Raw genomic sequence first — 13,422 nt, 5'->3', positions numbered from 1 at the left:
ATAAAATCATCAATAGCAATTTTGCTCAAACGGCTCTTTTTGACAAAAACGGAAACCCGAATACAAATACTTCAATCAGAGAATTATCTGGCGAAACTACAAGTGATGGTTTTGAAATTGATTTCAATGGTGTTTTGTCGAAAAACTTCTATTTCTTACTTGGTTATGGCTATAACTTTATGCGTTATACCAATACAACTGGAGTGGTTGGCTCGCAAGTTGAAGGCGAACAATTGATTAGAAATCCAAGAAATACGGCCAACGGTTCGGTGTTTTATACTTTCGATAAAACTAAGCTAAAAGGCTTGAAATTAGGTATTTCTGCCTTCTACACAGGAAAACGTTTTGCAGGAAATAACAACGTAGTGGGTTTGAATGGTGGTTTAAATAATACCACAGCTGCTTTGAGTGCCTACAATGCACTTATTCCGTTAACTGGTTTTACTACCACTGATATTTCGGCAGGTTATAGTTTTGGTAAAGTATCGGTGTTGGCAAAAGTTTCAAATATTTTCAATACCATGAATTATATCGTGCATGACCGTTATAGCATCAATCCGATTGCTCCACGCCAGTTTGCAACAACGTTTAGCTATAAATTCTAAATTGATGATTTATTTAGATTGAGCGAACAATACTATATAAATTTGAGAGTTATTTGGTATATAAATTAAAACAATTCAAAAAATGTTAAAATTATTAGTGCCTATTCAACTATTTTTCGTTGGACTTTTTGGCTTCCCTTTCATCAACAGCCAAGAAGAAAGTCAGGAAATGACCATTTGTAAAACCGTTGATGCAACAACACTTCCAACTGTAGAAGCAAATCCAAGTTTTTCGAATTCGCCCATTGAAACTGACCCAAATAAGACTTACACTTTACCAACATTTACAAAAAACAACAAAGGAGAAGTGGTTTTGTATTGGACCGAGAAAGACCCACAAAACGTAGTTTCACTTTGCTTTGCCACCTCGAAAGATGGTAAAACTTACAGCGAAAAAAAGACAGTTTTTGCTGATGGTGGCTTGGGAAATGGCCGTTTGATGCGTCCGAAGTTATTATTTAAGAAAAACGGTGAAATGGTAGCGGTTTTCTCGTATCGCACGAGCCCAGCAATGCAAGCACGACCAGCAGAAGGACAACCAGCACCACAAGCCCGCCCAAAACGTAGTTCAGAAATCAGATTTACGGTTTCGAAAGATGGTGGAAGTTCTTGGACCGTACCAACCTCGGTTGATACTGATACTACCAAACTCACCCGTGGTTTTTTCGATGCGGTTTTATTGGCCAACGATGAAGTTGCGGTGGCTTACTTGAAAGATGTAAAAGGAAGTACCAAACACGAAGAACGTGATTTGCGTTTGGCCATTACAAAAAATGGTGTTTTTCAAGCAGAAAAACTCATCGATGCTGTGGTGTGTGATTGCTGTAATATCAGCATGGTAGTTGATGAAGCTGGTGCTTTGCACATGGTTTATCGTGATAATAACAATGATATTCGTGATATGTCGCACATTGTATCGAAAGATAATGGAGCAACCTTCTCAGCTCCAAAAACTTTGTATGCTGATAAATGGGAAATCAAAGGCTGTCCACACGCAGGTGCTACGACAGTTTCGGTGAAAAACGAGCAGTATGCCACATGGTTTTCGGGAACTCAGAATGGACAATCGGGTTTTCGTTTGGCCAATTCATCGGGTAAATTATTGAAAGTTTTAGATGCTTCGGCAAAAAATACGTACATAACAGCTGATGATAAAACAGCCGTTTTGGTTTGGGAGCAAACTGCCGAAAGTGGCGTAAGTAATGTATTTTATAGCAAACTTGTCAACGGAAAATTGCTTGATAGTCAGAAAGTTACCGATTCAGATTACGGGCAAAATGCCAGCACGTTAGTATTTAATGGTAAAGTTTTGGTAGCTTACGAAGTATTAAAAGCAGATAAAAAGACGGTGTTAGCAGCTAAGGTTGTGGAGTAAGTCAGTCAACAGTCGATGGTTGGTAGTCCACAGGAATATAAATTGTTGATTATCAATCAAATCTGATTGCAGGACACATATTTACAACTATTTGATGCAAGTAAAAAGGCTTATTTCGCTGAGAAATAAGCCTTTTTCATTCGTAATGCCCTCGAAGTGAAAATACTGTAATTTCTGTATCGCTCACTTGATATACCAAACGGTGTTCATCATCAATTCTCCTCGACCAATATTTTTTTAAATCTCCTTTGAGTGGCTCAGGTTTGCCAATGCCCTCGAAGGGAGTTCGGCAACATTCTTGAAGAATACGGAGAATGCGTTTGAGCGTTTTAGGGTCTGAATGTAACCAATCTGCTACTTGTTGAGTTGCTTTTGGTTCGAGTTTGAGACTTCTCATTTCGACGCAGTTTTGAAATTTTCAAGAGCGTCCATCAACTTATATGAATCATCTTTTTCAAAAGATTCAATGATATTTGATAAATCATTATAAGGAATAGAAACGGCATACTCATGCTCTTTCTCTGCCACAGCATCATTCACATCCGAACTACTGATTGAAATTTTTATCAGACGATTTTTGAAAGCTGTCTTGATTGCTTTAAAAACATTTTGGTCGAATTCTGATTCGTTTAGTTGATAAGTGACTTCCATAATTGTAGATTTTTTTCAAAAATACGAAAAACCTACGAGGTTCCGAATTGATGCGACATTCAAAACCTCATAGATTTAAATTACTTATTTCATTGCTGCTTCAAAGTTTTCGCTTACTTTTTTCCAGTTTACTACATTCCAGAAAGCGGCTACGTAATCGGCACGTTTGTTTTGGTATTTCAAATAATATGCGTGTTCCCAAACATCAAGAGCCAAAATTGGCGTTCCTTTGTCGGTTGCTATATCCATCAATGGATTATCTTGGTTGGCTGTCGAAACGATTTTTAATTTCTTATCAGGTGTTACGATTAACCAAGCCCAACCCGAACCAAAACGAGTAGTGGCAGCTTTACCAAATTCTTCTTTCATTTTATCGAAACCACCAAAAGTTGCCGTGATGGCATCAGATAATTTTCCCGAAGGCATTCCTCCCGCATTTGGTGCCATGATTTGCCAGAAAAATGTATGATTCCAGTGTCCACCGCCATTATTTCTTACTGCAACTGGGTATTTGCTGATGTTGCTCAATAATTGGTCGATTGAAAGTTTTTCCATGTCGGTTCCAGCAATGGCTTTGTTGAGGTTATCGACATACGCTTTGTGATGACGGTCGTGGTGAATTTCCATCGTCATTTTGTCGATATGTGGCTCAAGAGCATCGTTGGCGTAGGGTAGAGGAGCGAGGGTGTGCATTCCTTCAAAATAAATTGCTTTTGTAGCAAAAACATCACCTAACTTAAAAGCGAAAGCACTTCCTATAAAGGCTTTGATGAAATCTTTTCTGTTCATTGGTTTATCAGATATAAGGTATATACAAATCTACTATTTTAAAAACAATAGCCTATGATTTAAGTTTACTTTAACTAAAATTTAACGTTTCAGACCCGATTTACTTCATTAAAAAATGCTTCTAATTTATAAGGGTCTAATTTGCCGTCGGTGCGGACACTGCTGCATAAATCTAAACCGTAGGGCTGAACGGCATCAATGGCGGCTCTTACATTTTCGGTTTTGAGTCCACCGGCCAAGAAAACGGGTACTTTTGATTGCTCCACAATTTTTCGGCTAATTGCCCAATTATGAACTCGACCCGTTCCGCCCAGTTCTTTTACTGCCAAATTTGGGTTTCCCGAATCAAGCAAAAGTGCATCCACTTTCTCTGATATTTCAAGTGCTTCATCCAATGATTTTTCGTCAACAACGTGAACCACTTGCACGATTTTTATGGCTGGAATCTCTCTTCTAAAATCATCGTAAGTGCCAGTTTCTAAGGCATCAACGATCTGAATGACATTTGAATTAACAGCCTTTTGGTGTGCAATAATTTCTAAACTATCAGTGCGACTGGTCAGTAGAAACGAGGCAATCGGTGGAGGTATTGTTTGGACAATTTCTCGAATCAATTCATCAGAAATTGGCCCCGGCCCGCTCGGCATTTTTGCCACCAAACCCAATGCCGAAGCTCCGAAACTGATGGCCTGTTTCGCTTCGAGAGGCGAACTAATGCAGCAGATTTTGATGCGGACACCCCCAGCCCCTAAAGGGGAGCTTTTGAAAGGGGTATTCTGATTTGAGGTAATATTCATAATTTACAAAAAAGCAAAGTATGTAGAGAATAAAAATTCCCCTTTAGGGGTTAGGGGTGGTTTATTCATAAGCAATCCTGCTCGTAATACTGCGTCCGAGGGTCACTTCATCGGCATATTCGAGGTCGCCACCGATTGGTATTCCACGAGCGATGGTACTTATCTTTTTGTTGAAAGGTTTTAATCGTTTTTGTAGGTAAAAAGCGGTTGTGTCGCCTTCCATTGTTGGGCTAAGGGCTAAGATAATTTCTTGAATATCAGGCTCTTGCTCAACTCTTTTTATTAAAGAATCAATATTCAAATCGTTAGGTCCAATGCCCGCTAATGGCGAAATGATTCCTCCTAAAATATGATAAAGTCCACGATATTGGGCGGTGTTTTCGATGGCCAGTACATCACGGGTATCTTCTACAATACAAAGCACCGATGCATCGCGGCGGGGCGAACTGCAGATTAAACAGAGTTCGTCATCAGAAATATTGTGACACTTTTTGCAGAAAGTAGTTTTTGTACGCATACTGATGAGAGCATCAGCCAAAAGTTGCGTCTGCGATTCATCTCTTTTCAATAAGTGCAAAGCCAGCCTCAAAGCCGATTTTTTACCGATTCCCGGCAGCTTTGAGATTTCAACAACGGCTTCTTCTATTAATTTAGAGGGGAAATTCATTCTTTTTATTTAGTTTGCCGAATGGAGAAGTATGCGGAAAATCTTTATCAGTGAGAAATATTGAACGCAGATTATATAAGATTTTTATGATAACAGATGATTTATACCAAGAGTAACTATTTTCACTTTTTAATCATAATTATCATAACAATCAGCGTTCCAAGATTAAATGACTATTTCAACATAATTTCAGCCGAAATTTCACGGCGACAAATTTCATTTCTCATGGCAGCTAATTCCTCAAAATCTCCTGATTTTACGCCACATTTTCCTTTGTAATGAATAATCAACGTACATTGTTCGGCTTGTTCAGGCGAGTGATGGCACACATCAATGAGAGTAGATATTACGTGGTCGAAGGTGTTTATGTCATCATTGAAAACGACTAATTCCCATAATTTAATAGCTTCGAGGTCTTCAGTAACCTTTTCAATTACTTCAATTTCTGGACTTGGTAACGTTGTCATTTGTCGAATTTTTTGCACAAATTTGGGTTAATTAATTTTCGTAAAAAATTGATAGTCAAGTGTTTTTAAGACTAAATAATACATTTCTGGATAATCAGAACTCAATTTCTAATGCTAAGATAATTCATTCTTGCGAAAGTGTAGTTTTGTTATCGAAAAAAAAGTTTTGATATTTGAATAAGATTTTAAACCCTAAACATTTATGTCATCAACTCTCGCACTAACGATTCTGGTTATTTATTTTTTAATTCTAATTGCAATTTCTCTTTATACTGCCAAAGGAGCAGATACTAATACCTTTTTTACTGCTAATCGCCAATCGCCGTGGTATTTGGTGGCTTTTGGTATGATTGGAACATCAATTTCGGGCGTAACGTTCGTTTCGGTGCCGGGTGCGGTCGGAAAAATTCAGTTTTCTTACTTTCAGGTGGTGCTGGGTTATGCAGTGGGCTACTGGGTAATTGCTACGATTTTGATGCCGATGTATTACCGACTGAATTTGATTTCGATATACGGTTATCTCGAAAAACGCTTTGGTTTTTGGTCGTATAAAACTGGTTCGGCTTTTTTCTTACTTTCTCGCACCATTGGCTCGGCCGTGCGTATGTATGTGGCCGTACAGGTTTTGCAATTGGCCATTTTTGATGCGTTGGGCGTGCCTTTCGAAGTGACGGTTTTGATTGCAATGGCTCTAATTTTTGTCTATACATTCAAAGGTGGCGTGAAAACCATCATTATTACCGATACGCTTCAAACTTTCTTCTTGCTGACGGCATTGGTTCTGACAATTTATTTGATTGGAAAACAACTTGATTTGGGCGTTGGCGATTTATTCTCAACTGTTCGAGATAGTCAATATTCAAAGATTTTTGTGTGGGATTGGGCCAATAAACACCATTTCGTGAAAGATTTCTTATCGGGAGCGTTTATTGCCATCGTTATGACAGGTCTTGACCAAGATTTAATGCAGAAAAACCTCACCTGTAAAAGCATCGGCGAAGCACAGAAAAATATGTTTTGGTTTTATGTAGTGTTGGTTTTTATCAATTTGCTTTTCTTGAGTTTGGGTGTATTACTCTATTTATATTCTGAGAAAATGGGCTTGCCAATTCCTGCTAAAACCGATGATTTGTATCCTTCGTTGGCACTCGGAAATCAGTTCGGAACTTTGGCGGCGGTCACGTTTTTATTGGGAATTACTGCGGCTACTTATGCGAGTTCGGACTCCGCACTTACGGCTCTCACGACTTCGTTTTGTGTAGATTTCTTGAATATCGAAAAGTACGAAGAAGCCAAACGCCAAACCCTCAAACATTACGTACATATCGGTTTTACGGTAGTATTTATCATCGTAATCTTGATTTTTAGGGCGTTGAATAGTCAAGAAGTTATTTCGGCGGTATTTAATATTGCAGGTTATACGTACGGCCCGCTACTCGGACTTTTCGCTTTCGGGCTTTACCTCAAACGTCCACTAACCGATAAATATGTGCCGTTTGTGTGCGTTGCCGCTCCATTTCTTACTTACCTTATTGAAGAATTTACAAAGAAAAACCTCGATTTTGAATTTGGTTTCTCGAAATTAATGCTCAATGGATTTATAACATTCGTAGGTCTTTGGATGCTTTCGAGAAAAGCTGAGTAGTTAGTTTTCTAAGGAAGACTTCGCTCCAAGCGAAGTCTTCCTTTTTTTTTAATCGTAATCTTTTGCTGAATATTAAAAATAACATTTGGTATGAAAACCAATATCGAGCCACTCCAAGCTGATAGTTATTATCACATCTACAATCGTGGAATCAACGGAGAAAACATATTTAAAGAAGAAAGAAATTATGCGTATTTTCTGCAAAAATACACGCAATTTGTAAGTCCAATTGCCGAGACCTATGCTTATTGCTTGATGAGAAATCACTTTCATCTTTTAGTAAAAACTCGTTCTGAAAATGAAATAAAGCTATCAGAAGATAGTTTGGTTAAAAACGCTAATAAACCTATTCATTGGCTTTTGAGTAATGCTTTTGCGAGTTTTTTCAAGAGCTATTCTCAAACTATCAATAAAGCGTATAAACGTACTGGAAGATTATTTGAAGAGCCTTTTCGTAGAGTATGGGTTGATAACGATGAGTATTTTACAGAATTAGTTTATTACATTCATCACAATCCTGAAAAACATTGCTTTATAAATGACTTCAGAAAATACCCACATTCTTCTTATCAATCACATTTACGAACAGCTACTACAAGATTACGGAGGGATGATGTTTTAAAATGGTTTGGTGGTAGAGAGGAATTTGAAAAATTTCATGCAAGGGGTGATAGCCTCAATAATTTAGAAAAATTTGAAATTGAGTTTGATTAGATTCTAAGGAAGACTTTTAAGGAAGACTTCGCTTTAAGCGAAGTCTTCCTTTTTAAATCACCCAATCCAACTCAATAAATTCTGTACCCAAAACATCATTTTCATGGCGTATTTGATGAAAAATAAATATGATGAGTAGTTTTAAGGAAGACTTCGCTCAAAGCGAAGTCTTCCTTTTTTACATCACCCCACCCAACTCAATAAATTCTGTACCCAAAACATCATTTTTAAGGCGTATTTGATGAAAGGCAATGAAGATTGCTCGATACTTCGACTATTGTTATTGAAGTTTAAATCAAACAAAATCTTGTTTTTTGGGTCGATTGTTACCGAACTGATTGGCTTTTCAAACTTCAATAATTTAGAATAATCTTCGCCGCTCCAACTGATTAGTTCTTCTTTTCCATCGGTAAATTTTATAAGTATTTCAGTTGGAATTATCATACTGCCTAAACGCTTGATGGTGCATTGCTTTTCATCGATTTCACTTACTTCGTAATCACAATCGGGGGCTTTATAAAGTGTTTGCTCAAAATACCAATCGAAGGTTTTTCCGTACTTATAATTGGTGCGTTTGGGTGCTATTTCGTTGACTATTGCTATAAAATCTTTCACGGCTGGGTGCTTAAAACGCCATCTAATAAAGTACGTTTGCATGATTTCGTCCATGACTGTTCTTCCAATCAGATTTTCCAAAGTTTGCAGCATTACGGCGGTTTTCATGTAAGTAAGAGTGCCGTAGGTGCCTCTTGGATACTCCCACGATTTTCGGAAAATTTCCGAAATCTCTACATTTTTCATGCTTACATAAGCCAATCGAGGGTTTTCTGAATCGTTTAGTTTGAAACCAAAGAGATTTATCATTGAGCCTTTGCCGTAGGTGGCGTCCATGATTCGAGCTTCGTAATATTGGTTGAAGCCTTCATCCAAAAACGATTCTTCGAATTCATTCGATGCAAGCATACCTTGAAAATACTGATGTCCGAATTCGTGAATCGTCACCACTTCGGGTGTGCGAATTCCTTTTGGCAAGCCCCACGTTGTTTCGCCACAAGTAATAAAAGTTGGGTATTCCATGCCAGCCGAACCTGCGGCTTCGAGCGGAGGGTCAACCAATGTCAAAACTGGGTGCGGATATTTACCGAGGTTTTTCTGAAAATATTCTAAAGCTGCAATGGCCGACTGGAAATAACGTTTGGTGCTACCGCTGTGTTCGGGCTGAACGACTGCTTTTATTTTTACGTGTTTCCATTGTTGTTCGCTTACTTTAAATCGAGGCGAAACTGTCCACGCAAAATCATGTACATCATCGGCTCGGTAGCTAATGGTTTTTGTGTTGTCTTTGTTGATTTTTTCGTTTTGAAAAACACCCGTTGCGGCCAAAACAAAGTTTTTCGGAACGGTCATATCTACTCGATAAGTGCCAAAATCGGCATAAAACTCGCTGTCAGCGTGAAATTGGTGGCAATTCCAAGCACCTTTTTTGGCATAACGCATTCCTGCCGACTCATAAACACCTATTTTCGGAAACCATTGTCCGACCAAATGATAATCGCCCGCATAACCCGTTCGAGCAAAAACTTTGGGCAATCGAGCTTTGAAATTGATGTCGAGTGTGATGCTTTCGTTGGGTGCAAGTGGGCGGCCAAGCGGAACACTTATTACGGTTTGGTCTTTGTCGTTGAGGTCGTCGGGTTGAATAAATTTGATTTTTGAGGTCAAATTTTCTCTACCACGAACTTTCATCGAAGTAATATCAATCCAGCCAAAATTACCTTTGTTTTTAGCGTCCATCATTTCGCCACGAAGTTGCCCGCCCGATTCCTTCATGAAAGTCGAGTTCTTGTTTTTGAAAGCATTGAGGTACAAATGAAATTGTAATTCGGTGATGTTGTCGGTCGAAGTATTTGTCCAAACCAGCGTTTCTTTGCCCGAGAGTGTATGTTTTTCGGGGTCGAGTTTTACCGAAATATCATAGTTGGCTATGCGGTTGCTCAAAGGTTTGGTTTGTGCTACTGCATTCAGAAAAGAAAATAAGGATATGATAAACAGAAGTTGCTTTTGCATGAAATTTTATGATTTCGTTGGTGCAATTTAGAAATTAAATATTATTTCTGACTAAAAATTCAGACTTTTGCATAAAAACGATGAGCGATGTTTTTGCACAAAACCAATTTTTTGATGCGGGCTTTATACCCAAATTTCGTTTGGAGAAAACCTTCGGACGAAAAGAAAATCTATCTTACTTTCGATGATGGCCCAATACCCGAAGTAACCGAGTTTGTGCTGGAAACCCTGCAAAAATATCAAGCAAAAGCCACTTTTTTCTGCATTGGCGATAATATTAGTAAAAATCCAGATATTTTTCGGAAGGTTATAGGTGCGGGACATTCGGTCGGAAATCATACTTTCAACCATCTGCGAGGTTGGGCAAGCGATGATGTTACTTATTTAGAAAATAGCGTCAGATGTAAAACTGAAATCGAAAAATACGGCATTGAAACTAAACTTTTTCGGCCTCCTTATGGGCGTATCAAGCGAAGCCAAGCCCGTAGTTTATTGCCTAACCATGAGATAGTTATGTGGGATGTACTTACTGGTGATTTCTCTCAAGACTTATCGCCCGAGACTGTTCTCCATAAAACAATTAAGCATACTGAAGCCGGCTCAATTGTACTTTTTCATGATAGTATTAAGGCCAATAAACGAATGTCTTACGCTTTGCCTAGATTTTTAGAACATTTTTCGAGCCAAGGATTTCTGTTTTTAAAACTTTAAATACTTTTGCAAAAACTAAACACGTCCCCTTACTCATGAACCTTAAACAATTACTTTTTTTAACCTTTATCCCCATTTTTAGTGCCTACCAAAGCTATTCTCAGACCAAATTCGTAGAACAAAAAGCGGGGCATATTATTTATATGTCGGTTCCCGATTACATGGTCAAAACCACTTCGCTCAATGATGTTGCTTCGATGCAATACATGAACAAAACCAAAGAAGCTTATGTTGTAGTAATCGAAGATGCAAAGGAAGATTTGGAAGCTGAAGGTACAAAGTATAACAGCTTAAAAGAATTTCATGATTCGGTGATTGAAAGCTTAAAGTCAGAAGACCCAAAGGCACAAGAATCAAAACCGACTGAATTTCAGCAGAATGGTAATAAATTCTATCAAACTGACTTATATGCTACTTTGCAGACCGAAGATGGTAAAGATATAAAGGTAACATATTTGGTAACTTATGTAGAATCCAAAACCCACTATTATCAAATTTTGTGCTGGACTTTGGCCAGTAGCTACAAAGATTTAGTGGGTGATTTCAAGAAAATTGCTTCAACAATTAGAGACTAATTTTAGTCCATAGTTTTCGGTCAACAGTCCACGGTTGTAAAATAAAGTAGTCATGAAATTTCCGAACGTAAGTATTTTAGTAGCTGCCAGAAACGAAGAAGAGAATATTGCTGATTTACTGTTTACGTTTACTCAACTGAGTTACCCGAAAGATAAATTACAAATTCTTATCGGAGATGATGATTCGACTGATGCAACGGCTGAGATTATAAAAAGATTTACGACCGAAAATACTTATATTCAATACATTAAAATAGAAAAACAAGTTGCTGGACTGAAAGGTAAAGCAAATGTTTTGGCACAATTGGCACATTTGGCAACGGGTGAGCTTTTTTTCTTTACCGATGCTGATATCGAAGTACCTAAAAACTGGATTGAGGCTTTTGTAGCAGAAAGAAAAAACGAAGGTGTGACGATTGGACTGACACTCGTAAAAAACAAAAATTGGTTTGAGGCAAGCCAAGCAATAGAATGGCTTTTTACGCTGAAATTAATGAAAACGTTGGCCGATTTTAAGATTCAATCCACTGGAATGGGCAATAATATGATGGTTTCGGCGGAGGCGTATTGGGCGGTTGGTGGTTACGAAAAAATCGGTTTTTCGATTGTGGAAGATTATGCCATTTATAAGGCAATTATTGATAAAGGTTTTGCTTTCAAGCAATTATTTAAGCCCGAGGCCATGACACTTACCAAACCACCAAAAAAGTATTTTGAGCAACGTAAACGCTGGGTGGCGGGCGGAATCTCAACGGGTTCGATTCTTATTTTTCCTGCTTTGATTCAAGGTTTTTTATTGCCTATTTTGTTGATTATCAGTCTTTTTTCGTGGAAAAGTGCTTTAGCAATTTTGATTTTAAATCTTTTAATAAACTTCTTAGTTGGAAGCAGAATTTTTAGAGTTTTGAATCAAAACCAACTTCTAAAATACATTCCTGCTTATACGATGTATATGTATGTATTTTGGTTTTTGCAGTTGGTGGCTTATGTTTTACCAACTAAATTGGTTTGGAAAGGGCGAGAATATTAAGCTTTTTTGAAGATAATTGTGGCACATCCTTCAAGGTGTGCCACAACTATTATAAATATTAAGGAATAATCACTTTGCTGATTACCTTCTCGGCACAAAGTTTATTGTAAGCTGCAATGTCTTTTGTAATCAAATCATTCATTTCGGTTTTTAGTACATTCCATTGAGCATCGAGGGCAGCCAGTTGCTTTTTCTGTCCGCTCGTGACGGTCGGTACGTTTGAATCAACTTCGCCTCTTACGAAAATATAATCGGCACTTAGCATATTCTTGAAATTGATAATATCATCGTTCGATTCTGCTTTGTTTTGCACCAATTTTTCTTCCCAAACTTTGATTTTCTTCACAATCGCATTTCCTGCATCCACTACTGCTTTTAGTTCGGGTTTTGTAGCCAAAAGACTGCTAACTTCACTGATTTGCTTAGAAATCTTACGCATTCTGGCGATTGATTCATGAATATCATTCACACTATTTTCGAGCGATTTGAGTGTGTTTTCTTGGTCTTGATAATCGGCGGCCGTTGCATTGATGCGTGGGTCAGCGAGAATTTTCACAGGAACAGTTTTAATTTGTTTTCCGTAAGTAAATTTAGCCGAATAGCTACCTGGCGACATTTTACGGCCATCATAACTACCTTCGATAAATACTTTCGGAATACCTTTGATGGTTTCGGCACGCATATCCCACACAAAGCGATTCATTCCACCTTTCACAAGGAGCGTTGGGTCGGGCGATGGGCCACCTGGGTAAACCTCAAAATCTTTCTCTTTTTTGCTGCTGTAAGTTCTTACTATTTCCCCTTTTGCATTGCTGATTTCTAAAGTCAAGGCCAACGATGTATCAGGTTTAGCTGGCAGACCATAGTAAAAAACTACGCCCGTAGAAGGGTTTTCTCCGAAAGATGAAGTGTTTTCGTCGTCATCTTCGCTGACTTTATCAAGCGAGCTACGCCCCGAAACTCGGTAAGCATCTTCGGGAGTGAAAGCCGTTAAACTATCTTTTGATAACTCACCTTTTAGTTCTCTAATCGGAGCTAAGTCATCCAAAATCCAAAACGAACGACCTTGAGTTGAGGCAATCAAATCATTTTGGTGGACTTTCAAATCTGTAATTGGCGTAATCGGAAGGTTTAATTGCATATTCGACCAATTCTTACCGCCATTCATTGATACATAAAAACCAGTTTCCGTTCCTGCAAAAAGCAAATCTTTTCGCTGAGAATCTTCACGCACAACACGTACACACGCCCCATAAGGAATGCCATCTGTAATCTTTGTCCAAGTTTTTCCGTAATCGGTTGTTTTATAGATAGAAGGCGTAAAATCAT

Annotated in this window: 14 protein-coding genes and 1 pseudogene; 7 read left to right on the top strand and 8 right to left on the bottom strand. The window is 38.2% G+C overall.

The genetic code is table 11. The features are described from left to right. Together ACOVO2_RS17890 and ACOVO2_RS17885 are read left to right on the top strand one after the other, a co-directional pair. Positions 1-605, top strand: a pseudogene (locus ACOVO2_RS17890) (TonB-dependent siderophore receptor); the annotation flags it as partial. A gap of 82 nt (positions 606-687) precedes the next feature. After that, on the top strand, positions 688-1,980 hold the full coding sequence (locus tag ACOVO2_RS17885) for a sialidase family protein (RefSeq protein WP_421771293.1): 1,293 nt from the start codon (positions 688-690) through the stop codon (positions 1,978-1,980). A 136-nt stretch (positions 1,981-2,116) separates the two neighbouring features. On the opposite strand, the gene ACOVO2_RS17880 is transcribed toward ACOVO2_RS17885, so the two are convergent. The 6 genes from ACOVO2_RS17880 to ACOVO2_RS17855 all read right to left on the bottom strand — a co-directional run bounded on the left by ACOVO2_RS17880 (position 2,117) and on the right by ACOVO2_RS17855 (position 5,351). After that, on the bottom strand, positions 2,117-2,377 hold the full coding sequence (locus ACOVO2_RS17880) for a Txe/YoeB family addiction module toxin (RefSeq protein WP_350265635.1): 261 nt from the start codon (positions 2,375-2,377) through the stop codon (positions 2,117-2,119). Continuing rightward, complete coding sequence (locus ACOVO2_RS17875; protein ID WP_421771292.1) at positions 2,374-2,631, bottom strand: hypothetical protein; 258 nt, start codon at positions 2,629-2,631, stop codon at positions 2,374-2,376. Before ACOVO2_RS17875 ends, ACOVO2_RS17880 begins: the two co-directional genes overlap by 4 nt. An 84-nt stretch (positions 2,632-2,715) precedes the next feature. Then, positions 2,716-3,420: a superoxide dismutase gene (locus ACOVO2_RS17870; protein ID WP_421771291.1), complete on the bottom strand. Its 705-nt coding sequence runs from the start codon at positions 3,418-3,420 to the stop codon at positions 2,716-2,718. An 89-nt stretch (positions 3,421-3,509) separates the two neighbouring features. Next, on the bottom strand, positions 3,510-4,217 hold the full coding sequence (locus tag ACOVO2_RS17865) for a phosphoribosylanthranilate isomerase (RefSeq protein ID WP_421771290.1): 708 nt from the start codon (positions 4,215-4,217) through the stop codon (positions 3,510-3,512). Between the two features lie 61 nt (positions 4,218-4,278). Next, entirely contained in the window at positions 4,279-4,884 is a 606-nt protein-coding gene (gene recR, locus ACOVO2_RS17860; RefSeq protein ID WP_421771289.1) for a recombination mediator RecR, read from the bottom strand. A 173-nt stretch (positions 4,885-5,057) separates the two neighbouring features. Continuing rightward, positions 5,058-5,351 (bottom strand): ATP-dependent Clp protease adaptor ClpS, encoded by a 294-nt coding sequence (locus tag ACOVO2_RS17855; protein ID WP_421771288.1) that lies wholly within the window; start codon positions 5,349-5,351, stop codon positions 5,058-5,060. Between the two features lie 202 nt (positions 5,352-5,553). Here ACOVO2_RS17855 and ACOVO2_RS17850 point away from each other — a divergent pair, with 202 nt between their 5' ends. Next, positions 5,554-6,996, top strand: coding sequence for a sodium:solute symporter (locus ACOVO2_RS17850; RefSeq protein WP_421771287.1), 1,443 nt, complete (start codon positions 5,554-5,556; stop codon positions 6,994-6,996). 90 nt (positions 6,997-7,086) lie between these two features. Beyond that, on the top strand, positions 7,087-7,710 hold the full coding sequence (locus ACOVO2_RS17845; RefSeq protein ID WP_421771286.1) for a transposase: 624 nt from the start codon (positions 7,087-7,089) through the stop codon (positions 7,708-7,710). A 183-nt stretch (positions 7,711-7,893) separates the two neighbouring features. Here the strand turns inward: ACOVO2_RS17845 and ACOVO2_RS17840 are convergent, their stop codons facing one another. After that, positions 7,894-9,777, bottom strand: coding sequence for a M1 family metallopeptidase (locus ACOVO2_RS17840; RefSeq protein ID WP_421771285.1), 1,884 nt, complete (start codon positions 9,775-9,777; stop codon positions 7,894-7,896). A gap of 87 nt (positions 9,778-9,864) precedes the next feature. Here ACOVO2_RS17840 and ACOVO2_RS17835 point away from each other — a divergent pair, with 87 nt between their 5' ends. Genes ACOVO2_RS17835 through ACOVO2_RS17825 form a run of 3 tightly spaced genes read left to right on the top strand, consistent with a single transcriptional unit; the run spans position 9,865 to position 12,093 of the window. After that, positions 9,865-10,488: a polysaccharide deacetylase family protein gene (locus ACOVO2_RS17835; protein ID WP_421771284.1), complete on the top strand. Its 624-nt coding sequence runs from the start codon at positions 9,865-9,867 to the stop codon at positions 10,486-10,488. A 35-nt stretch (positions 10,489-10,523) separates the two neighbouring features. Further along, positions 10,524-11,063: a hypothetical protein gene (locus ACOVO2_RS17830; RefSeq protein ID WP_421771283.1), complete on the top strand. Its 540-nt coding sequence runs from the start codon at positions 10,524-10,526 to the stop codon at positions 11,061-11,063. Between the two features lie 52 nt (positions 11,064-11,115). Beyond that, positions 11,116-12,093, top strand: a complete 978-nt coding sequence (locus ACOVO2_RS17825) for a glycosyltransferase (RefSeq protein ID WP_421771282.1) — start codon at positions 11,116-11,118, stop codon at positions 12,091-12,093. 58 nt (positions 12,094-12,151) lie between these two features. Here ACOVO2_RS17825 and ACOVO2_RS17820 read toward each other — a convergent pair. After that, positions 12,152-13,422: WD40/YVTN/BNR-like repeat-containing protein (locus ACOVO2_RS17820; RefSeq protein ID WP_421771281.1), on the bottom strand; the 1,271-nt coding region annotated here is incomplete at its 5' end.

It is taken from the genome of Emticicia sp. (assembly GCF_049241225.1).
GTDB lineage: Bacteria > Bacteroidota > Bacteroidia > Cytophagales > Spirosomataceae > Emticicia.
Note: the sequence above shows the minus strand (reverse complement) of the source record. Positions and strands in the feature narration are given on the sequence as shown.

What these genes read in the sequence shown, in the direction of transcription:
- ACOVO2_RS17825 (WP_421771282.1), top strand. Translation starts at nt 11,116, where the DNA reads ATGAAATTTCCGAACGTAAGTATTTTAGTAGCTGCCAGAAACGAAGAA.
- ACOVO2_RS17855 (WP_421771288.1), bottom strand. Translation starts at nt 5,351, where the DNA reads ATGACAACGTTACCAAGTCCAGAAATTGAAGTAATTGAAAAGGTTACT.
- ACOVO2_RS17880 (WP_350265635.1), bottom strand. Translation starts at nt 2,377, where the DNA reads ATGAGAAGTCTCAAACTCGAACCAAAAGCAACTCAACAAGTAGCAGAT.
- ACOVO2_RS17835 (WP_421771284.1), top strand. Translation starts at nt 9,865, where the DNA reads ATGTTTTTGCACAAAACCAATTTTTTGATGCGGGCTTTATACCCAAAT.
- ACOVO2_RS17885 (WP_421771293.1), top strand. Translation starts at nt 688, where the DNA reads ATGTTAAAATTATTAGTGCCTATTCAACTATTTTTCGTTGGACTTTTT.
- recR (WP_421771289.1), bottom strand. Translation starts at nt 4,884, where the DNA reads ATGAATTTCCCCTCTAAATTAATAGAAGAAGCCGTTGTTGAAATCTCA.
- ACOVO2_RS17870 (WP_421771291.1), bottom strand. Translation starts at nt 3,420, where the DNA reads ATGAACAGAAAAGATTTCATCAAAGCCTTTATAGGAAGTGCTTTCGCT.
- ACOVO2_RS17840 (WP_421771285.1), bottom strand. Translation starts at nt 9,777, where the DNA reads ATGCAAAAGCAACTTCTGTTTATCATATCCTTATTTTCTTTTCTGAAT.
- ACOVO2_RS17845 (WP_421771286.1), top strand. Translation starts at nt 7,087, where the DNA reads ATGAAAACCAATATCGAGCCACTCCAAGCTGATAGTTATTATCACATC.
- ACOVO2_RS17830 (WP_421771283.1), top strand. Translation starts at nt 10,524, where the DNA reads ATGAACCTTAAACAATTACTTTTTTTAACCTTTATCCCCATTTTTAGT.
- ACOVO2_RS17875 (WP_421771292.1), bottom strand. Translation starts at nt 2,631, where the DNA reads ATGGAAGTCACTTATCAACTAAACGAATCAGAATTCGACCAAAATGTT.
- ACOVO2_RS17850 (WP_421771287.1), top strand. Translation starts at nt 5,554, where the DNA reads ATGTCATCAACTCTCGCACTAACGATTCTGGTTATTTATTTTTTAATT.
- ACOVO2_RS17865 (WP_421771290.1), bottom strand. Translation starts at nt 4,217, where the DNA reads ATGAATATTACCTCAAATCAGAATACCCCTTTCAAAAGCTCCCCTTTA.